This window comes from Priestia aryabhattai, from assembly GCF_023715685.1.
Lineage (GTDB): Bacteria > Bacillota > Bacilli > Bacillales > Bacillaceae_H > Priestia > Priestia aryabhattai_B.
This window is the reverse complement of the sequence record NZ_JAMBOQ010000001.1, coordinates 609801-628621: the sequence shown is the minus strand read 5'-3', so window position 1 is coordinate 628621 and position 18821 is coordinate 609801. Positions and strand designations below refer to the sequence as shown.

Genomic DNA, 18821 nt, shown 5'->3' with positions numbered 1-18821 from the left:
AAGGGTGTGAAAAGATGCAATGAAATGGTATGAATTAGGTGAAAAAGCAATAGTAGAAGTAACAAAAACAGACAGGCAGCATGGTCTTACACACAAAGAAGTAAAAGCACGTCAGCAGCAACAAGGGTTTAATGAATTGACTGAAGGAGAGAAAAAACCAGCCATTCTTGTGTTTCTAGAGCAGTTTAAAGATTTTATGGTGCTGGTTTTACTAGCTGCCACGCTTATTTCAGGGCTTTTAGGAGAATACATCGATGCGATTGCTATTATTGCCATTGTAGTAATTAATGGATTTCTAGGTTTTTTTCAAGAAAGAAAAGCAGAGAAATCTCTTCATGCATTAAAAGAGCTTTCTGCTCCTCAAGTAGCAGCTATGCGTGAAGGGAAATGGGTTAAGTTACCATCTAAAGAGCTGGTAGTAGGAGACGTTGTAAAGTTTTCGAGCGGAGACCGTATCGGAGCTGACCTTCGGATTATGGAAGGCAAAAGTCTAGAAATTGAAGAATCAGCGCTTACGGGAGAGTCTTTGCCTGTTGCCAAGCAAATAAAAGCATTGTCAGGAGATGAAGTGCCGCTTGGAGATCAGGATAATATGGCGTTCATGGGTACGCTTGTGACGCGAGGAAGCGGAACAGGTATCGTTGTAGGGATTGGAATGAAAACAGCAATGGGACAAATTGCTGATTTGCTTCAAAATGCTGAAGCCATGATTACTCCTCTTCAACGGAAGTTAGAGCAATTAGGTAAAATTTTAATCGTTGTAGCTCTTGCACTTACTGTATTAGTTGTCGGGATTGGCGTGCTGCAAGGCCATGATTTATACAGTATGTTCTTAGCGGGAGTTTCCTTAGCTGTTGCTGCCATACCCGAAGGTCTTCCTGCCATCGTAACCGTTGCGTTATCTCTTGGTGTACAGCGCATGATTAAGCAAAGATCCATTGTTCGCAAACTTCCTGCTGTTGAGACACTAGGATGCGCGTCAGTCATTTGCTCAGACAAAACAGGCACATTAACGCAAAATAAAATGACGGTTACTCACCTCTGGTCGGGAGGAATGACATGGAGGGTATCAGGGACAGGGTATGAACCTAAGGGCGTATTTTCACGAGAGGAAAGAGAAGTTGATACACTGAGTGAAAAACCGCTTCAGCAGCTTTTAGTGTTTGGTCTGCTTTGCAATCAAACGTCCATTTCGAGAAAAGATAAAGAATATGTCATCGACGGGGATCCTACTGAAGCGGCTTTGCTTGTTGCCGCGATGAAAGCTGGGCTGACAAAAGAAAACATTCAAAAGCAGTTTACGATTATTGAAGAGTTTCCATTTGATTCAACGCGTAAAATGATGAGCGTAGTAATTGAAGACGCATCTCATAAGCGCTATGTCATAACAAAAGGTGCTCCGGATGTGTTGCTTATAAACAGCAAAAATATTTTGTGGGAAAGCAGACAACAAACGCTGTCGGTAACGGTTCATAATGAAGTAAAAGGAGCGATTGATCAGTTAGCTAGCCAAGCGCTTCGAACCATTGCTATTGCTTATCGGCCATTAGGAGATCATGAGAGCGTTCATACAGAGAACGAAGCGGAAAAAGACCTGACCTTCCTAGGGCTTCAAGGAATGATTGATCCACCAAGACCAGAGGTCAAGCAAGCGGTCAAAGAATGCCGAGACGCAGGCATCAAAACAATTATGATTACAGGTGACCACGTCATTACAGCACAGGCGATTGCAAAACAGCTCGGCATTTTACCGAAAAACGGTCAAGTCTTGGAAGGAACGGATTTATCCAAAATGACGCAGGAAGAGCTAGAACAAGTAGTGGATGATGTTTACGTATATGCGAGGGTATCACCTGAACATAAGCTTAAAATTGTTAAAGCCCTTCAAGCAAAAGATCACATTGTAGCCATGACGGGCGACGGCGTAAATGATGCACCAGCTATTAAAGCAGCAGACATAGGCATTGCGATGGGCATCACCGGGACAGACGTAGCAAAAGAAGCGTCTTCACTCGTTTTGCTTGATGATAATTTTGCTACCATCAAATCAGCGATCAAAGAAGGACGGAACATCTATGAAAATATTCGAAAGTTTATCCGTTACTTGCTTGCATCAAATGTAGGAGAAATTTTAGTTATGCTTTTTGCGATGATTTTAGCACTTCCGCTTCCGCTAGTGCCAATTCAAATATTATGGGTAAACTTAGTAACAGACGGTTTGCCTGCGATGGCTCTTGGCTTAGATCAGCCAGAAGATAACGTGATGAAGCGCCATCCAAGGCATCCGCGCGAAGGTATTTTTGCAAGAGGATTAGGGTGGAAAGTAGTCAGCCGTGGATTTTTAATTGGAGCTGCTACACTTGCTGCGTTCATGATTGTCTACGACAATGACCCAGATCGGTTGCAGTATGCTCAGACGATTGCATTTGCCACGCTTGTCATGGCACAGCTTATTCACGTATTTGACTGCCGAAGTGAAAAATCAATTTTTGATCGCAATCCATTTCAGAACTTATATCTTGTAGGAGCTGTTATTTCATCTATTATCCTTATGCTGGTGGCCATCTACTATCCGCCGCTGCAGCCTATTTTTCATACAATGGCTATTGCACCACGGGAATGGCTCGTTATTTTAGGACTTGCAAGCCTTCCAACTTTTTTACTTGCCGGTTCACTTTTAACAAGAAAACCTTCATAAATTGTGTTATACTTTAATACAGGCTGTCCCAAATGAGAAAACTCATGAAGACAGCCTTTACAAGTTGAATAGAGAAGAGAGATTTCTTTTTTTTGCTAACACTTTCTTTTATGATACTTTTTATGTAAGATGTACATAGTGGATGTGATGATAATGATAAAAAGTATGACTGGTTTTGGCCGCGGAAAAGCGGAAGTGGAAAATCGATCAGTAACAGTCGAAATGAAGTCTGTTAATCATCGTTTTTGTGAAATTGTTATTCGTATGCCAAGACAATTAATTGAAATTGAAGATAAAATAAAAAAAATCGTTCAAACATACATAAAACGTGGTAGAGTAGAATTATTTGTTACTATTTCAGGTGAAGAAATGGCAAAAAAGAAACTGCAGACGGATTGGCAGCTGCTTGATGAATACATGAATGCTTTGCAGCAAGTAAAAGAAAAGCATAGGCTATCACAATCTGTTCAAATTCAAGACATTCTACACATGCCTGAAGTGATGACAACTTATGAAGAAGAAGCTGATCAGACGAGTATTCATGGTGCAATCTTTGAAGCAGTGGAAGCTGCTGTTCATCAGTTAGTGGATATGCGAAAACGAGAGGGATCAGAGCTGTATCACGATTTAATGGGATACTTACAGGACATTCAAGACATTCGCGGAAAAATTACACAGCTTGCTCCTGAAGTTGCTGAACAATATCGCGAGCGTATTAAAAGAAAGCTGAGCGACTATTTAGAAGGTACTTTCGATGAGCAGCGAGTGATGACTGAAGTAGCTATTTTTGCTGAAAAAGCAGATATTAGCGAAGAACTTACGCGAATTCAAAGTCATGTTTCACAATTTATTCAAGCATTAAATACACCTGATTCAGTAGGACGTAAGCTAGATTTTCTTGTTCAAGAGCTGAATCGTGAAATGAATACAATCGGTGCGAAGGCAAACAATGGTACTATTGCTCAGTATGTTATTAGTATGAAAGCACAATTAGAACGAATAAAAGAGCAAGTTCAAAATATTGAATAGCCTTCGTGTAAGATAAAGATTATATTGGTATAGCAGGAGGCTTCTTATGAGCGGTAAATTAGTGAACGTTGGATTTGGAAATTTTATTTCTTCTAATCGTATAATCTCTGTCGTTCATCCTGAATCAGCTCCAATCAAACGCATTATTCAAGATGCAAAAGATCGAGGCTCTTTAATAGATGCAACGCAAGGACGTAAAACACGATCTGTTATTGTTATGGATAGCGATCATGTTATTTTAGCTCCTGTACAGCCAGAAACTGTGTCACAGCGACTTATAAACAAAGAAGAATTATTAGAAGGGTAGGTCACTTGAACCGATGATTGAAAGAGGTTTATTAATTGTTCTTTCCGGACCATCAGGTGTTGGAAAAGGAACGGTACGAAAAGCATTGTTTGAGCAAGAAGACATTAAATTGCAGTATTCTATTTCTGCAACAACAAGGAAGCCTCGCGAAGGTGAAGTAGACGGTGTTGACTATTTCTTTAAACCACGCGAAGAGTTTGAGCGCATGATTGAAAATAATAAATTATTAGAGTGGGCTGAATACGTAGGTAACTACTACGGTACCCCGGTTGATTATGTAGAACAAACGTTATCTGAAGGAAAAGACGTATTTCTAGAAATTGAAGTGCAAGGAGCTCTTCAAGTGAAAGAAGCGTTTCCAGAAGGTTTGTTCATCTTTTTGGCGCCGCCGAGTTTATCAGAGCTTAAAAGTCGTATCGTAAACCGCGGTACTGAAACAGAAGACTTAATCAATAACCGTATGCGCGTGGCAAAAGAAGAAATTGAACTTATGGACGCCTACGATTATGTTGTAGAAAATGACAAAGTAGAAAATGCTTGTGCTCGCATCCGTGCTATCGTAACGGCTGAACACTGCCGTCGTGATCGTATTTCTGCGCGCTATAAAAGAATGCTGGAGGTAGAATAAACATGCTTTATCCATCAATTGATTCCCTAATGGAAAAATTAGATTCTAAGTACACGCTTGTGACAGTAGCTGCAAAACGTGCACGTCAATTACAGCTTCACAATGATACGCCGATTGAAAAGCCGGTTTCTTATAAGTTTGTAGGCTGTGCTTTAGAAGAAATTAATGCTGAACAATTAAGCTATAAGCAAGGTGTAGCAGAAGAAGATTCTAAACATCAGTAAGTGAAAAAATAACAACCTACTTTATAGGTTGTTATTTTTTTGATGCTTTTGTCCGTGTTCAAGCAGGATAGTGAATGTCTCACTACAAAAATGGTATAATAATTGAATTGAAAAGCTTTAGATAGTTACCCGAGTAAACAAGCGGATGCTGGTTGAGCGGGATAAATAGATGGGGGCATAATGATGAAGGGAAAACGAATTTTATTATGTGTTAGCGGCGGAATCGCCGTATATAAAGCCGCAGCTTTAACAAGTAAATTAGTACAAGCGGGAGCGGAAGTTAAAGTAATGATGACTACTTCAGCACGCGAGTTCGTAACGCCGCTTACGTTTCAAGCTCTATCTCGAAACCCAGTTTATACAGATACGTTTGATGAAAAAGATCCATCTGTGATTGCACATATTGATTTAGCAGATTGGCCTGATTTAATTTTAGTGGCTCCTGCTACGGCTAATATGATAGGTAAAATAGCAAATGGTCTTGCGGATGATATGATTTCTACAACGCTGCTGGCTGCTACTGGACCTGTTTGGATTGCGCCTGCAATGAATGTTCATATGTACGATCATCCAGCTGTGAAAAAAAATATGAGCACTCTTTCATCATTTGGTTATTCTTTTGTAGAACCTGGAGAAGGGTATTTGGCATGCGGTTATGTAGGGAAAGGTCGTCTTGAAGAGCCAGAAACAATTGTTTCACTAATCGACTCTTATTTTTCACAAGTATCAGATACACAAAAGATCCTTGAAGGGATTAATGTATTGGTTACAGCAGGACCTACAGTAGAACGCATTGATCCCGTCCGATTTTTCACCAATCGCTCTACCGGGAAAATGGGCTATGCCCTTGCAGAACAAGCTGCTAAGTTAGGCGCATCAGTAACACTTGTAACGGGACCGACGAATTTAGAGTATCCAAAAGGGGTGCAGGTTGTTCAAATTGAAAGTGCGCAGCAGATGCTTGAAGCTGTTATGCAGCGCTATCATGAAGTAGATGTTGTCATTAAATCAGCCGCAGTGGCAGATTACCGACCAAAGCATGTGTTTGATCAAAAGATGAAAAAGCAACCTGGTGAAGCAGTATTAGAGCTAGAGAGAACAACAGATATTTTACGCACGCTTGGAGAGCGAAAAGAACACCAGCTTTTAGTCGGCTTTGCAGCAGAAACAGAACAAGTGGATGAATATGCACAAAAGAAACTTGCATCTAAAAACTTGGATATGATTGTAGCCAATAACGTGACGACAGAAGGAGCAGGTTTTGGAACGGACACAAATATTGTAACGCTCTATAAGCGAAGCGGAGAGTCTAAGGAACTTCCCATTCTTTCAAAACACGATGTAGCTACCGAGGTGTTAAAAGAAGTGAAGGAAATGTTAGAAGGACTGAAAAAATGAGTGTAGCTAGTGTAATTGTGGACGTGGCTGCTAAACAAACAGATCGTGCTTTTGACTACGCTATTCCTGACAAATGGAAAGGAATTATTATTCCGGGTATGCGAGTTGTCGTTCCGTTTGGTCCTAGAAAAGTTCAAGGGTTTGTGGTGGCTCTTAAAGAAGAGGCCGAAGTGAAGCGTGTTAAACCAATCACTGACCTGCTTGATTTAACGCCGGTTCTGACTCCTGAACTGTTAGAAATTGGGCACTGGCTAACCGAAAAAACGCTTTGTTTTATGATATCCGCTTTTCAAGTCATGCTGCCTGCGGCGATGAAAGCAAAATATGATAAAGAACTGTCACTCCTTTCAAAAGAGACATACGAACAGCTTCATGAGCAAGTAAAGCCGTTTTTTCAGTCAAGATCCTCACTGAAGTGGAGTGAAGTAGAAAAAACAGCCGCTACGCCTGCTTTTCACCGTGATATTCAAAAAGGTCTAATTGAAGTCGTCTACGTCGTGAAAAACAAAGGAAACAAAAAAACGGCAAAAGGCGTAAAACTCAATCAAAGCCTTGAAACAATTCAGCAATTTATAAGCGAGTTAAATAAGCAGGCAGAAAAACAAAAACAAGTGCTGTCTTTTATGCTGGATAGAAATGAAGAAGTGGCAATAAAAGAAATAGCGGAAGATTTGCAGATTACCTCCGCTCCTATAAAGGCGCTGATTAACAAAGGACTATTAGCGGAAACGGAAATTGAAATATACCGTGATCCTTATCAAGATCGATACTTTACACCGTCAAAGCCATTTCAATTGACGGATGAACAAGCTGGGGCAATCGCACCGATTCTGCATGACATCGAAGAAAACCTTCACGATGTGTTTTTAATGTACGGAGTAACCGGCAGCGGAAAAACTGAAGTGTATCTCCAATCAATTGATCAAGTGCTAAAAAAAGGGAAAGAAGCGATTATGCTTGTTCCAGAGATTTCACTTACGCCTCAGATGGTCAAGCGTTTTAAAGAGCGGTTCGGCTCGAAGGTTGCTGTGCTCCATAGCGGCTTGTCTACTGGAGAAAAATACGATGAATGGCGAAAAATTCAGCGAAAAGAAGTATCCGTTGTGGTAGGCGCCCGTTCTGCTGTATTTGCTCCATTTGAAAACCTGGGCCTTCTTATTATTGATGAAGAACATGAAACCAGTTATAAACAAGAAGAAAACCCCCGTTATCATGCAAGAGATGTAGCCATTTATCGGGGGCAGCATCATCAGTGTCCAGTCATTTTAGGAAGTGCAACGCCAACGCTTGAATCATTTGCAAGAGCACAAAAAGGTGTGTATAAGCTACTGACGTTAAAGCAAAGAATGAATAAGTCATCAATGCCGTCGGTGGATATCGTTGATATGAGAGAAGAGCTTCGCAGCGGCAATCGCTCTATGTTTTCAACTATGCTGTTTGAAAAGATGAAAGACCGTTTGGAAAAAGGAGAGCAAATTGTTTTATTTTTAAATAAAAGAGGTCATTCTTCTTTTGTCATGTGCAGGGACTGCGGTTACGTTCCGACATGTGAGCATTGTGAAATTTCACTGACGTATCACCGCTATCAAAATAAATTAAAATGCCATTACTGCGGACACGAAGAATATGTTCACACTGAGTGCCCAGAATGCCACAGCGAACATATCCGCTTTTTCGGGTCCGGTACACAAAAGGTGGAAGAAGAATTAACAAAAGTGCTGCCTGAAGCTAGGGTAGTTCGAATGGATGTTGATACCACAAGCCGGAAAGGCGCGCATGAAAAGCTCCTGAACAAGTTTGCAAGTGGAGAAGCGCAAATTTTACTAGGGACGCAGATGATTGCTAAAGGACTGGACTTTCCAAACGTCACGCTTGTAGGAGTTTTAACAGCAGATACGATGCTGAATTTACCTGATTTTCGTGCATCTGAAAAAACGTTTCAGCTTTTAACCCAAGTAAGCGGAAGAGCAGGGCGCCACAAACTTCCAGGAGAAGTAGTGATTCAAACGTACACGCCTGAACACTACAGCATTCAACTTGCGAGCCAGCATGATTACGATGCGTTTTATAAGCAGGAGATGGAAATTCGTAAAATGCATAAATATCCGCCTTTCTTTTACTTGGCGCTCGTAACGGTATCTCATGAAAATATTGCGAAAGTGGTGTCTGTTACAGACAAAATTTCGCAGTATCTGCGTCAGAAACTTTCTCCGCAAACAACGATCTTAGGACCTGTTGCATCTCCGATTGCTAAGATAAAAGATAGATATCGCTATCAATGCATGTTAAAATACAAGCTGGAACCAAGCCTGATTCCGCTGTTGAAATATATATTAGAACGTTATCAAGCGGAAATGCAGAAGGAGAATTTAACAATTACAATTGATTTGAATCCATATTCGATGATGTAACTAGTCGTCTTGATGGCGTTAAAGAAGAAGCTTTTTGGATATAAATAGAAAGAATAAAGGAGGTGCCTATATGGCTAAGCTTAAGCTTGTTTACCATCCTAATGAAGTACTTGAACAAGAGTGTGAAATCGTTAAAAACTTTGATAATAAATTAGCGAAATTACTAAACGGCATGTATGATTTAATGCTCGAAGCAGACGGTGTGGGTCTAGCTGCTCCTCAAGTAGGAGTTCTGCAGCAAGTAGCAGTGGTAGACGTGGGCGACCGACACGGTAAAATTGAGTTAATTAATCCGGTAATTATTGAGCAACGAGGCGAACAAATCGGTCCAGAAGGCTGCCTAAGTTTTCCGGGCCTTTTTGGTGACGTAGCTCGAGCTGATTATGTGAAAGTACGTTCGCAAAATCGTAAAGGAAAACCTTATTTTATAGAAGCAAAAGGGTTTTTAGCACGAGCAATTCAACATGAAATTGATCATTTACACGGTGTATTGTTCACGGAAAAGGTAACAAAGTATTACGAAGAGGATGAACTAGAAGGGTAGGTTTTACACGATGAAAGTCGTATTTATGGGAACGCCGGATTTTTCAGTGCCGGTTTTACAAACATTACTTAAAGATGGATATGAAGTGGTCGCAGTGGTTACACAGCCGGACCGACCAAAAGGACGCAAGCGCGTATTAACACCTCCTCCTGTAAAAGTTGAGGCGTTAAAGCATGAAATACCTGTACTGCAACCAGAAAAGATTCGTTTAGAAGAAGAATATAAGCAAGTGTTAGCGTATGAGCCTGACCTAATTGTAACAGCGGCTTTTGGTCAAATTTTACCAACTCCTATTTTAGAAGCGCCTAAATACGGCTGTATTAACGTGCATGCTTCTTTGTTACCTGAACTGCGCGGAGGCGCGCCAATTCATTATTCAATTCTACAAGGTAAGCCGAAAACTGGTGTTACAATTATGTATATGGTAGAAAAATTAGACGCAGGTGATATCTTAACGCAGGTAGAAGTTCCGGTTGAAGAACGTGATCACGTTGGCACACTTCATGATAAACTCAGTGCTGCTGGTGCAAAATTGCTTTCAGAAACCATTCCTTCTCTTGTAAAAGGTGAAATTACGCCGGTTAAACAAAACGATGACGAAGCAACATTTGCTTCTAACATTAAGCGTGAACAGGAGAAAATTGATTGGGCCCGTACAGGAGAAGAAATTTATAACCATATCCGCGGACTTCATCCTTGGCCCGTTGCTTATACAATAGCAGAAGGTCAGGTTATGAAAATTTGGTGGGGAGAGAAAGTATCCGCATCAGGCAAACCAGGTACCGTTTTATCACTCGAAGCAGATGGATTTGTAGTGGCAACGGGAAATAAAACAGCTATTAAAGTGACAGAACTTCAGCCAGCTGGAAAAAAACGTATGGATGCAGCGCAGTATTTACGAGGTACATCTGTTGAAGTCGGAACGGTATTAGGGGATGTCAATGAGTAAGTACAACGTTCGAGACATAGCTTTAGATATTCTACTAGCTATTGAAAAAAATCAAGCATTCAGCAATCTATTGTTAAATAACAGTATACAAAAACGTGGTATTCAAGGAAAAGATGCAGGGCTGTTAACGGAAATTGTATATGGAACGATTCAAAGACGTGATACGTTAGATTACGGGTTAGCGCCTTTCTTAAAAAATCCCAAAAAGCTTCAGCCTTGGGTGCGAGTGCTGCTTCGCTTATCTCTTTATCAAATGGTGTATTTAGACCGAGTACCTGACCGGGCAATCCTTCATGAAGCAGTAGAAATTGCCAAAAAACGTGGTCATAAAGGAATTGCCTCAATGGTAAACGGCGTTTTACGAAACATTCAGCGCAGCGGCACGCCTTCTTTAGAAGAAATACAAAATCCTGTGGAGCGCTTGGCGATTGAAACGAGTCATCCATTATGGCTTGTAAAACGCTGGGTGGAACAATATGGATTGGACAAAACACGCCGAATCTGTTTAGCTAATTTAATGGCCCCTAAACAAACAATCCGAGTAAACAGTGCACGCTTTACGCAAAATGAAGTAAAAGAAGCGCTTGAAAAAGAAGGTATTGTTGTAGAACCAGGCCATTTTGTAGAAGAAGCGTTAGAAGTTCAAAAAGGAAATGCAGCTCATACACAAGCATTTCGTGAAGGAATGTTTACCGTTCAAGATGAAAGCTCTATGTTAGTGGCTCATGCGCTAGGTGCAGAGGCAGAAGAGCTGATTTTAGATAGCTGTGCTGCACCTGGAGGAAAATCAACTCATATTGCAGAGCAGCTTAAAAACAGTGGTAAAGTTATTTCCTTGGACATTCATGATCATAAAGTAAAGCTGATTGCCCAGCAGGCAGAGCGTCTGCATCTTACCAATATTGAGCCGACGGTTCAAGACAGCCGCAAAGCGGGCGAACAATTTGATAAAGAAATGTTTGACCGCATTTTAGTAGATGCCCCGTGCTCAGGTTTTGGTGTAATGAGACGTAAACCTGATTTGAAATATACAAAAACTGAGCAAGATGTAAAACAGCTGGCGCGTATTCAACAAGATATCTTAAATGCGGTTGCGCCTTTATTAAAAAAAGGTGGGACCCTTGTATATAGTACATGTACAATTGACCGAGACGAAAATGGTGATGTTGTAGCAGCATTTTTAGCAGATCATGCTGATTTTCAAAAAGACGAAACGCTTGCTACACGCATGCCGCAAAAGCTTAAACAAAACGTAAAACATGGTGAAATTCAATTGCTGCCAGATGCACAAAGCGATGGATTTTATATTGCATGTTTACAGAAGAAGGTGTAAAAATGGAAGAAGTAGCTAAAAGAAAAGCAAAAGCAGAAGAAAAACCGCAAAAACCATCTATTTATTCATTAGAAATGCAAGACCTAGAAAATTGGTTAGTGGAACATGGAGATAAGAAGTTCCGCGCTAAACAAATTTTTGACTGGTTATATGTTAAACGCGTAACGGACTTTGACGATATGTCAAACTTATCTAAAGGGTTACGTGAACAATTAAAAGACAAATTTGCATTAACGACATTAAAAACAGTCGTTCAGCAAACGTCTGGAGACGGCACGATGAAGTTTTTATTCGAACTTCATGATGGTTATACGATTGAAACAGTGCTTATGCGTCATGAATACGGAAATTCTGTCTGCGTAACGACTCAAGTTGGATGTCGCATCGGCTGTACGTTCTGTGCGTCTACTCTTGGAGGTTTAAAGCGTAACTTAGAAGCTGGAGAAATCGTAGCACAAGTAGTAAAAGTACAAAAAGCGTTAGATGAACAAGGAGAACGCGTGAGCTCTGTCGTAATTATGGGTATTGGGGAGCCGTTTGATAACTATGATGAAATGATGCGCTTCTTAAAAACAATTAACAGTGATCATGGATTAAATATTGGTGCACGTCATATCACGGTATCAACAAGTGGAATCATTCCGAAAATCTATAAGTTTGCTGATGAAAAAATGCAAATCAATTTCGCGATTTCACTTCACGCTCCAAACAATGACATTCGCTCACGCTTAATGCCGATTAACCGTGCGTATAAACTTCCTGATTTGATGGAAGCCATTAAATATTATACGGATAAAACGGGAAGACGTATTAGCTTTGAGTATGGTCTATTCGGAGGAGTAAACGATCAAGTAGAGCATGCCGAGGAATTAGCGGATTTGATTAAAGACGTTAAATGTCACGTGAACTTGATTCCGGTAAACTATGTGCCTGAGCGTGATTATGTTCGTACACCACGTGAGCAGATTTTTGCATTTGAACGTACGCTTAAAAAGCGTGGCGTTAATGTGACTATTCGACGTGAGCAAGGTCATGATATCGATGCAGCTTGTGGCCAATTACGTGCGAAGGAGCGTAAAGAAGAGACGAGGTGATTGTATGGCAACTGTCTTCATGACAGACCGTGGGAGAGTTAGACAACACAATGAAGATAACGGAGGGGTATTTTTGAACCAACATAATCAGCTGCTTGCAATTGTGGCTGATGGTATGGGAGGTCATCGAGCTGGCGACGTCGCCAGTGAGATGGCGGTTCAAAAATTGCAAATAGCGTGGGAAGAAGCGGACAAAGTAAGGTCTCCTGATGAGGCGACGCAGTGGATTCGTACGCATGTTTCGCAAATTAATCAAGATATTTATCAGTATGCTCAGGAGCACGAAGATTGTAAAGGCATGGGCACGACGGTTGTACTTGCATTATGCGCCGATACGTTTTGTGCGATTGGTAATATAGGAGACAGCAGATGCTATATTTCAAATGAATATGGATTTCAACAAGTGACAGAAGACCATTCTCTTGTAAATGAACTCGTAAAAAACGGTCAAATTACAAAAGAAGATGCTGAGCATCATCCACGAAAAAATATCTTATTGCGAGCACTAGGTACCGAAGAAAATGTTAGTTTAGATGTAAAAACAATTGAAGTGGAAAAAGAAGATCGATTATTATTATGTTCAGATGGACTGACAAATAAGGTAACGGAACAGAAGCTGAACGAAACGTTATCAACAAGTTCATCACTTCACGAAAAGGGTACGAGCCTGATTCAATTAGCAAATGAGCTTGGTGGAGAAGACAATATTACACTTGCAATTGTGGACTTTACATCTGAAAGTGGGTGAGAGTGTTGCTAATAGGTAGACGGCTAAACGACCGTTATAAGGTATTGCAAGTAATTGGTGGAGGCGGAATGGCAAACGTCTATTTAGGTCGCGACATGATTTTAGATCGTGATGTGGCAATTAAAGTGCTTCGTTTAGACTTTGCAAGTGACGATGCGTTTATAAAGCGTTTCCATCGAGAAGCACAATCTGCTACGAGTATTGCTCATCCTAATATTGTCAGCATTTATGATGTTGGAGAAGAAGAAGATATTTACTATATCATCATGGAATATGTACCGGGTATGACATTAAAGCAATACATTCTGCAAGAATCACCATTATCTCTTGATAAAGCCATACATATTATGACGCAGATTACATCAGCTATTGCCCATGCTCATCAGTACGGAATTATTCACCGGGATATTAAGCCTCAAAATATTTTAATTGATCATGATGATACCATTAAAGTTACTGACTTCGGCATTGCCGTAGCATTAAGTTCTACAACCATTACGCATACCAATTCTGTTTTGGGCTCTGTTCATTATTTATCTCCTGAACAGGCAAGGGGAGGGCTTGCGAATAAGCGTTCTGATATTTATTCGCTTGGCATCGTCCTATTTGAATTGCTAACGGGTCGAGTCCCTTTTTCTGGGGAATCGGCTGTGTCAATTGCATTAAAACATTTACAGACAGAAACACCTTCTCCAAAAAGGTGGAATCCATCTATCCCTCAAAGCGTGGAGAATGTTGTATTAAAAGCAACAACTAAAGATCCATTTTACCGATACAGTTCCGTCGAAGAACTCGAAGCGGATTTACAGTCTGCTGTTCATCCAAATCGTTATAATGAACAAAGGTTTACGGTGCCTGATGACGAAGAAGTGACAAAAGCCATTCCAGTTATTAAGGAGGATTTTGTTGAAACCGAAGAAACGCACGTACCTGTGAGAAAACCACCTCACTTAGAGCGCGAAGAACAAGAGGAAGAAGAATTAAAGCCGAAGAAAAAAAAGAAGAAAAAGAAAAAAGGCAAAAGCAAGCTGATTGTAACGCTTGTTTTAATTTTTTTGCTGCTGGCAGCTGCTAGCGTAGCCGCCGTTACATTTATTCCGGCTTTATTACTGCCAAAAGACGTAAAGGTTCCTGATTTACATAATCAAGATTATGAATCAGCAGTAACCGATTTAGTTTCTTTAGGATTTAAAGTGAAGAATCCTAAAGATATATCCGATAATGAGGTGGAAGAAGGCGACGTGGTTAAAACGATGCCAGAAGCGGGAGATGTTATCAAAGAAGGATCTAACGTCATTATTTATCGAAGTACGGGAAAGAAAAAAGAAGCATTTAACCGGTACATTGGAAGAAGCTTTACGGAAGTAAAAAGCCTGTTAGAAAAGCAGAATTATAAAGATATCCAATCCATCGAAGTTGAAAGCACAGAACCAAAAGGCAATATTACAGATCAGACGCCTAAAGAAACCGAACAAGTTGTGCCGGAAGATACAACGGTTACGCTGTGGGTAAGTAAGGGCCCGCCGAAGATTACATTAAAGGATTTCTCGGGCTGGACGGAAAAAAGCGTAAAAGATTATGCATCAGACGAAGATATTGAAGTGGATGTGAAAACAGCGTATTCCGACACTGTTGAAAAAGGTCTTGTGATGTCTCAAAAGCCTGCAGCGGATGAGAGTATCGAGCAAGGTGATAAGCTCACCATTACGGTCTCAATGGGCAAAGAGCCAAAAGCTCCTCAAACGGTGTCAGTGGATGTTACCATTCCGTATAAAGAAAAAACTGACACGGAAACAAGCATGGAACAAGGCGACGCAAAGGAAACAGGCGATGCCACTGAAACAGAAGAGGAAAAGCCAAAGCCGCAAAAAGTACAAATTTATATCGAAGATGCAGATAACGATATGTCGGTTCCTGCTAAAGAACTAACGATTACTGAAACAACAAAAGAATCGTTCGAGGTCTTAGTCGATGAAAATGAAAAAGCGTCTTATAAAATTGTCCGAGACGGGGAAGTTATTGAAGAAAAAGACGTTGAATATCCAGAGTGATAGGAGTGAGGTTATGCCAGAAGGAAGAATTATTAAATCCCTTAGCGGATTTTATTATGTTCTTCATGACGGACAAGTAACGCAATGTCGAGGACGAGGTGTTTTTCGTAAAAAGAAGGTAACGCCTTTAGTCGGTGACAATGTAGTATTTCAGGCGGAAAATAAGCTTGAAGGATATATACTTGAAATTAAAGAACGTAAAAATGAATTAGTTCGTCCCCCTATTTCAAATGTTGATCAGGCGCTGCTTGTTTTTTCAGCGATTGAACCTGATTTTAGCACAATGCTTCTTGACCGATTTTTAGTGTTAGTGGAGTCTAATCATATTGAACCTATTATTTGTATTTCAAAAGTAGATCTTTTATCACAGCAGCAAAAGCAAGAAATCGAGCAATATGCCGAAGAATATCGTAAAATAGGATATGAGGTCATTTTAACGTCGACAGTCACAGAAAAAGGCATGGAACAAATTCAGCCGTTATTTGAAGATCGCGTAACGGTTATTGCCGGACAGTCAGGTGTAGGTAAATCTTCACTGTTAAATACACTTAAACCAGAGCTTGAGTTAAAGACAAATGATATTTCAATGTCACTTGGAAGAGGAAAGCATACAACACGTCATGTAGAACTTATTTCGTTTGGTGAAGGTTTAGTAGCCGATACGCCAGGCTTTAGCTCACTGGAATTTTTAACGTTAGAAGTAGAAGAATTAACCGATTGTTTCCCTGAAATGTCGCGTTTGAGTGAACAGTGTAAATTTCGAGGTTGTTTGCATGTGAAAGAACCAAAATGTGCGGTAAAAGAAGCATACGAACAAAAAGAAATTCCGAGTTATCGCTACGAACATTACTTGCAATTTATTGAGGAAATTAAGCAAAGAAAGCCGAGGTATTAAAAATGACAAAAATCGCACCTTCCATTTTATCTGCCAATTTTTCAAAGCTTGCTGAAGAAATTCGTGAAGTTGAAGCAGGTGGAGCAGACTACATCCATATAGACGTTATGGATGGTCATTTTGTTCCTAATATTACAATTGGACCGCTTATCGTTGAGGCTGTACGCCCTGTCACAACCCTGCCACTAGATGTGCATTTGATGATTGAAAATCCAGATCAATACGTTCCAATGTTTGCAAAGGCAGGTGCCGATATTTTAACGGTACATGCTGAAGCGTGTACTCATTTGCACCGCACCATTCAATTAATTAAAGAGCACGGCATGAAAGCAGGCGTTGCTTTAAATCCTGCCACGCCGATTGACGTAGTGAAGCATATCTTAGAAGATATCGATCTTATTTTATTAATGACGGTGAATCCAGGCTTTGGAGGACAGACATTCATTCCAAATGTACTGCCGAAAATTGAGCAAATCTCTCAGCTTATTGAAATTCGTCACCTTTCTATTGAAGTAGAGGTTGATGGAGGAATTAATGAAGAAACAGCAAGAAAATGTGTGGAAGCAGGAGCAAATGTCTTAGTAGCTGGCTCAGCTATTTATAATCAAGAAGATCGAGCTGGCGCAATTAGTCAAATTCGCACAACTGTTCAAGCGTAAGTAATAAAAGCTGCTGTGTACAACGAGTAGAACTTGTACACGGCAGCTTTTTCTTTTAGGATAAAGAAAACATATTTATTTCGTTCATTTTTTAATAGAAAAGGAGCATATACATAATGAAAATTCATATTCTAGCAGGGGGACCGGATGAACATATGCCCCCCCTGCACCAATCAAATGATATAAAGTGGGTAGGAGTAGACCGCGGCGTATTCCTTCTTCTTCAACAAGACATTTTGCCGGTGAAAGCATTTGGAGATTTTGATTCCATTACAAATGCTCAGCTTAAGCTAGTGAGAGAAGCATTACAAGATGTTGAATTGTATCCTGCGGAAAAAGATGCAACGGATTTGGAACTTGCTTTTGAGTGGGCGATAGAGCAAAAACCTGACAGTATTTGTATCTTTGGAGCAACAGGTGGAAGGCTTGACCACATGTTTGGAAGCATTCAGCTCCTATACAAAGGGTTAAAAAAGAAAGCGAGTGTACAAATGATTGACAATCAAAATATCATTCAATTGTTTGAAGCAGGTACTTATCATGTTGATCGTTTAAAAGAGTTTCACTATATTTCGTTCGTTCCTTTTGCAGGCGGTGTAAAAGAGCTTACGCTAGAAGGTTTCAAATATCCGCTCAATAAGCATGAAGTAGAACTCGGCTCAACTTTATGTATTAGCAATGAACTTATTCAACAAAGAGGTACTTTTTCATTTACAAAAGGCATATTAATGATGGTAAGAAGCAATGATAAACGTTGCTTGTGATGAAGTATGGAAAATGAGAGCAGGAAATAGGGCTTTCTTTAAAAGGAGATAAAGTGTGGAGACGGTTAGGAGGGACAGTATGAAATTCTATACAATCAAACTTCCAAAGTTTTTAGGTGGCATCGTAAAGGTCATGCTTAATTCGTTCAAAAAAGATTAACAACGCCGAAATAATAAAAGAAGCACCATAAAATATGGTGCTTTTTCATTATAAAGATTAAACGCGTTGAACTTTACCAGACTTAAGGGCTCTAGCTGAAACGTACACACGTTTTGGTTTACCGTTCACTAAGATACGTACTTTTTGAACGTTAGCACCCCATTTACGCTTAGTAGCGTTCATTGCGTGAGAACGTGCGTTACCTGAACGAGCTTTTCTACCAGTTACTACACATTTGCGTGCCATGATTTTCCCTCCTAACACCAAAAAAACTACTCAATTCTGTTTTGAGAAATACTATATTAATTTATCACAGCCTTAAAGAGAATGCAATAGTTCTGGAGAAAAGCTTTCAAGAAATTTTCCTTGACATATAAAATGAATCTATGTTCAATAATATAGAGAGTAGAAATAGGTGTAACTTGGGCTATTACTTATTTTGAGACAAGTTGATACCAAGTACTGTCATATTTAAAAGGGACAAGCTGGACGCCTCTTTTAAAACGAGATTGATTATAGTAGAATATTTATAACCTATGAAAGTAGAAAGGGGAACGAGTATGTCCATCGAAATGAAAACGAAGTATGGTCAAATTGATATCTCTACAGATGTAATTGCAACAATTGCTGGAGGAGCAGCTGTTGATTGTTATGGGATTGTCGGAATGGCTTCAAAAAATCAGCTTAAAGATGGTCTTACAGAAATTCTTCGCAAAGAAAACTTTACACGAGGTATTGTGGTAAGACAAGAAGAGGATGACGTGCATATCGACATGTACATTATCGTAAGCTATGGAACTAAAATTTCTGAAATTGCTCATAATGTGCAAACAAAAGTAAAATACACGCTGGAACAAACGGTTGGTTTAACAGTTGATTCAGTAAATATTTATGTGCAGGGTGTTCGTGTAACGAACGTTTAATTAAGG

At 40.0% G+C, this 18821-nt stretch carries 19 protein-coding genes; 18 read left to right on the top strand and 1 reads right to left on the bottom strand.

The annotated features are described in order from the left end of the window. Nucleotides 1-19: 19 nt before the first annotated feature. The 17 genes from M3225_RS03210 to spoVM all read left to right on the top strand — a co-directional run bounded on the left by M3225_RS03210 (nucleotide 20) and on the right by spoVM (nucleotide 17892). The gene (locus M3225_RS03210) at nucleotides 20-2698 is read left to right on the top strand and encodes a cation-translocating P-type ATPase (RefSeq protein ID WP_251391070.1); all 2679 of its coding nucleotides are present in this window, start codon (nucleotides 20-22) and stop codon (nucleotides 2696-2698) included. Between the two features lie 153 nt (nucleotides 2699-2851). Further along, entirely contained in the window at nucleotides 2852-3727 is an 876-nt protein-coding gene (locus tag M3225_RS03205) for a YicC/YloC family endoribonuclease (RefSeq protein ID WP_251391068.1), read from the top strand. Nucleotides 3728-3773: 46 nt separating this feature from the next. Continuing rightward, nucleotides 3774-4034, top strand: coding sequence for a DUF370 domain-containing protein (locus M3225_RS03200; RefSeq protein WP_013084831.1), 261 nt, complete (start codon nucleotides 3774-3776; stop codon nucleotides 4032-4034). Nucleotides 4035-4047: 13 nt separating this feature from the next. Further along, nucleotides 4048-4662, top strand: coding sequence for a guanylate kinase (gmk, locus tag M3225_RS03195; RefSeq protein ID WP_251391067.1), 615 nt, complete (start codon nucleotides 4048-4050; stop codon nucleotides 4660-4662). Nucleotides 4663-4664: 2 nt separating this feature from the next. Beyond that, on the top strand, nucleotides 4665-4886 hold the full coding sequence (gene rpoZ / locus M3225_RS03190) for a DNA-directed RNA polymerase subunit omega (RefSeq protein ID WP_013058926.1): 222 nt from the start codon (nucleotides 4665-4667) through the stop codon (nucleotides 4884-4886). Nucleotides 4887-5066: 180 nt separating this feature from the next. Further along, nucleotides 5067-6284: a bifunctional phosphopantothenoylcysteine decarboxylase/phosphopantothenate--cysteine ligase CoaBC gene (coaBC, locus tag M3225_RS03185; protein WP_251391066.1), complete on the top strand. Its 1218-nt coding sequence runs from the start codon at nucleotides 5067-5069 to the stop codon at nucleotides 6282-6284. Then, nucleotides 6281-8695 carry a primosomal protein N' gene (priA, locus tag M3225_RS03180; RefSeq protein WP_251391065.1) on the top strand — a complete coding sequence of 805 codons (2415 nt, stop codon included), beginning with the start codon at nucleotides 6281-6283 and terminating at the stop codon, nucleotides 8693-8695. Before coaBC ends, priA begins: the two co-directional genes overlap by 4 nt. A 70-nt stretch (nucleotides 8696-8765) precedes the next feature. After that, entirely contained in the window at nucleotides 8766-9239 is a 474-nt protein-coding gene (gene def, locus M3225_RS03175; RefSeq protein WP_251391064.1) for a peptide deformylase, read from the top strand. Nucleotides 9240-9249: 10 nt separating this feature from the next. Next, nucleotides 9250-10188: a methionyl-tRNA formyltransferase gene (fmt, locus tag M3225_RS03170; protein ID WP_251391063.1), complete on the top strand. Its 939-nt coding sequence runs from the start codon at nucleotides 9250-9252 to the stop codon at nucleotides 10186-10188. Continuing rightward, the gene (rsmB, locus tag M3225_RS03165) at nucleotides 10181-11521 is read left to right on the top strand and encodes a 16S rRNA (cytosine(967)-C(5))-methyltransferase RsmB (protein ID WP_251391062.1); all 1341 of its coding nucleotides are present in this window, start codon (nucleotides 10181-10183) and stop codon (nucleotides 11519-11521) included. Before fmt ends, rsmB begins: the two co-directional genes overlap by 8 nt. 2 nt (nucleotides 11522-11523) lie before the next feature. Then, the gene (gene rlmN, locus M3225_RS03160) at nucleotides 11524-12615 is read left to right on the top strand and encodes a 23S rRNA (adenine(2503)-C(2))-methyltransferase RlmN (protein ID WP_251391061.1); all 1092 of its coding nucleotides are present in this window, start codon (nucleotides 11524-11526) and stop codon (nucleotides 12613-12615) included. 4 nt (nucleotides 12616-12619) lie between these two features. Next, nucleotides 12620-13363 (top strand): Stp1/IreP family PP2C-type Ser/Thr phosphatase, encoded by a 744-nt coding sequence (locus tag M3225_RS03155; RefSeq protein WP_251391059.1) that lies wholly within the window; start codon nucleotides 12620-12622, stop codon nucleotides 13361-13363. A gap of 5 nt (nucleotides 13364-13368) precedes the next feature. Then, the gene (gene pknB / locus M3225_RS03150) at nucleotides 13369-15414 is read left to right on the top strand and encodes a Stk1 family PASTA domain-containing Ser/Thr kinase (protein WP_251391853.1); all 2046 of its coding nucleotides are present in this window, start codon (nucleotides 13369-13371) and stop codon (nucleotides 15412-15414) included. A gap of 13 nt (nucleotides 15415-15427) precedes the next feature. Beyond that, complete coding sequence (gene rsgA, locus M3225_RS03145; protein ID WP_013058917.1) at nucleotides 15428-16309, top strand: ribosome small subunit-dependent GTPase A; 882 nt, start codon at nucleotides 15428-15430, stop codon at nucleotides 16307-16309. Between the two features lie 2 nt (nucleotides 16310-16311). Further along, nucleotides 16312-16968: a ribulose-phosphate 3-epimerase gene (gene rpe, locus M3225_RS03140; RefSeq protein WP_251391058.1), complete on the top strand. Its 657-nt coding sequence runs from the start codon at nucleotides 16312-16314 to the stop codon at nucleotides 16966-16968. Nucleotides 16969-17084: 116 nt separating this feature from the next. Continuing rightward, the gene (locus M3225_RS03135) at nucleotides 17085-17732 is read left to right on the top strand and encodes a thiamine diphosphokinase (RefSeq protein ID WP_251391056.1); all 648 of its coding nucleotides are present in this window, start codon (nucleotides 17085-17087) and stop codon (nucleotides 17730-17732) included. 79 nt (nucleotides 17733-17811) lie between these two features. Next, entirely contained in the window at nucleotides 17812-17892 is an 81-nt protein-coding gene (gene spoVM / locus M3225_RS03130) for a stage V sporulation protein SpoVM (RefSeq protein WP_016765421.1), read from the top strand. A 57-nt stretch (nucleotides 17893-17949) separates the two neighbouring features. Here the strand turns inward: spoVM and rpmB are convergent, their stop codons facing one another. Next, a complete protein-coding gene (gene rpmB / locus M3225_RS03125) occupies nucleotides 17950-18138 on the bottom strand; it encodes a 50S ribosomal protein L28 (protein ID WP_013058914.1) in 189 nt (62 codons plus the stop codon). A gap of 314 nt (nucleotides 18139-18452) precedes the next feature. Between rpmB and M3225_RS03120 the strand changes: the two genes are divergently transcribed. Then, nucleotides 18453-18815 carry an Asp23/Gls24 family envelope stress response protein gene (locus M3225_RS03120; RefSeq protein WP_013058913.1) on the top strand — a complete coding sequence of 121 codons (363 nt, stop codon included), beginning with the start codon at nucleotides 18453-18455 and terminating at the stop codon, nucleotides 18813-18815. Nucleotides 18816-18821 lie beyond the last annotated feature (6 nt).

Bases quoted from the DNA above. Each gene is read 5' to 3' on its own strand.
- fmt (WP_251391063.1), top strand. From the start codon at position 9,250: ATGAAAGTCGTATTTATGGGAACGCCGGATTTTTCAGTGCCGGTTTTA.
- gmk (WP_251391067.1), top strand. From the start codon at position 4,048: ATGATTGAAAGAGGTTTATTAATTGTTCTTTCCGGACCATCAGGTGTT.
- coaBC (WP_251391066.1), top strand. From the start codon at position 5,067: ATGATGAAGGGAAAACGAATTTTATTATGTGTTAGCGGCGGAATCGCC.
- rsmB (WP_251391062.1), top strand. From the start codon at position 10,181: ATGAGTAAGTACAACGTTCGAGACATAGCTTTAGATATTCTACTAGCT.
- M3225_RS03120 (WP_013058913.1), top strand. From the start codon at position 18,453: ATGTCCATCGAAATGAAAACGAAGTATGGTCAAATTGATATCTCTACA.
- def (WP_251391064.1), top strand. From the start codon at position 8,766: ATGGCTAAGCTTAAGCTTGTTTACCATCCTAATGAAGTACTTGAACAA.
- spoVM (WP_016765421.1), top strand. From the start codon at position 17,812: ATGAAATTCTATACAATCAAACTTCCAAAGTTTTTAGGTGGCATCGTA.
- M3225_RS03200 (WP_013084831.1), top strand. From the start codon at position 3,774: ATGAGCGGTAAATTAGTGAACGTTGGATTTGGAAATTTTATTTCTTCT.
- M3225_RS03210 (WP_251391070.1), top strand. From the start codon at position 20: ATGAAATGGTATGAATTAGGTGAAAAAGCAATAGTAGAAGTAACAAAA.
- rlmN (WP_251391061.1), top strand. From the start codon at position 11,524: ATGGAAGAAGTAGCTAAAAGAAAAGCAAAAGCAGAAGAAAAACCGCAA.
- priA (WP_251391065.1), top strand. From the start codon at position 6,281: ATGAGTGTAGCTAGTGTAATTGTGGACGTGGCTGCTAAACAAACAGAT.
- rsgA (WP_013058917.1), top strand. From the start codon at position 15,428: ATGCCAGAAGGAAGAATTATTAAATCCCTTAGCGGATTTTATTATGTT.
- M3225_RS03205 (WP_251391068.1), top strand. From the start codon at position 2,852: ATGATAAAAAGTATGACTGGTTTTGGCCGCGGAAAAGCGGAAGTGGAA.
- M3225_RS03135 (WP_251391056.1), top strand. From the start codon at position 17,085: ATGAAAATTCATATTCTAGCAGGGGGACCGGATGAACATATGCCCCCC.
- M3225_RS03155 (WP_251391059.1), top strand. From the start codon at position 12,620: ATGGCAACTGTCTTCATGACAGACCGTGGGAGAGTTAGACAACACAAT.
- rpmB (WP_013058914.1), bottom strand. From the start codon at position 18,138: ATGGCACGCAAATGTGTAGTAACTGGTAGAAAAGCTCGTTCAGGTAAC.
- rpoZ (WP_013058926.1), top strand. From the start codon at position 4,665: ATGCTTTATCCATCAATTGATTCCCTAATGGAAAAATTAGATTCTAAG.
- rpe (WP_251391058.1), top strand. From the start codon at position 16,312: ATGACAAAAATCGCACCTTCCATTTTATCTGCCAATTTTTCAAAGCTT.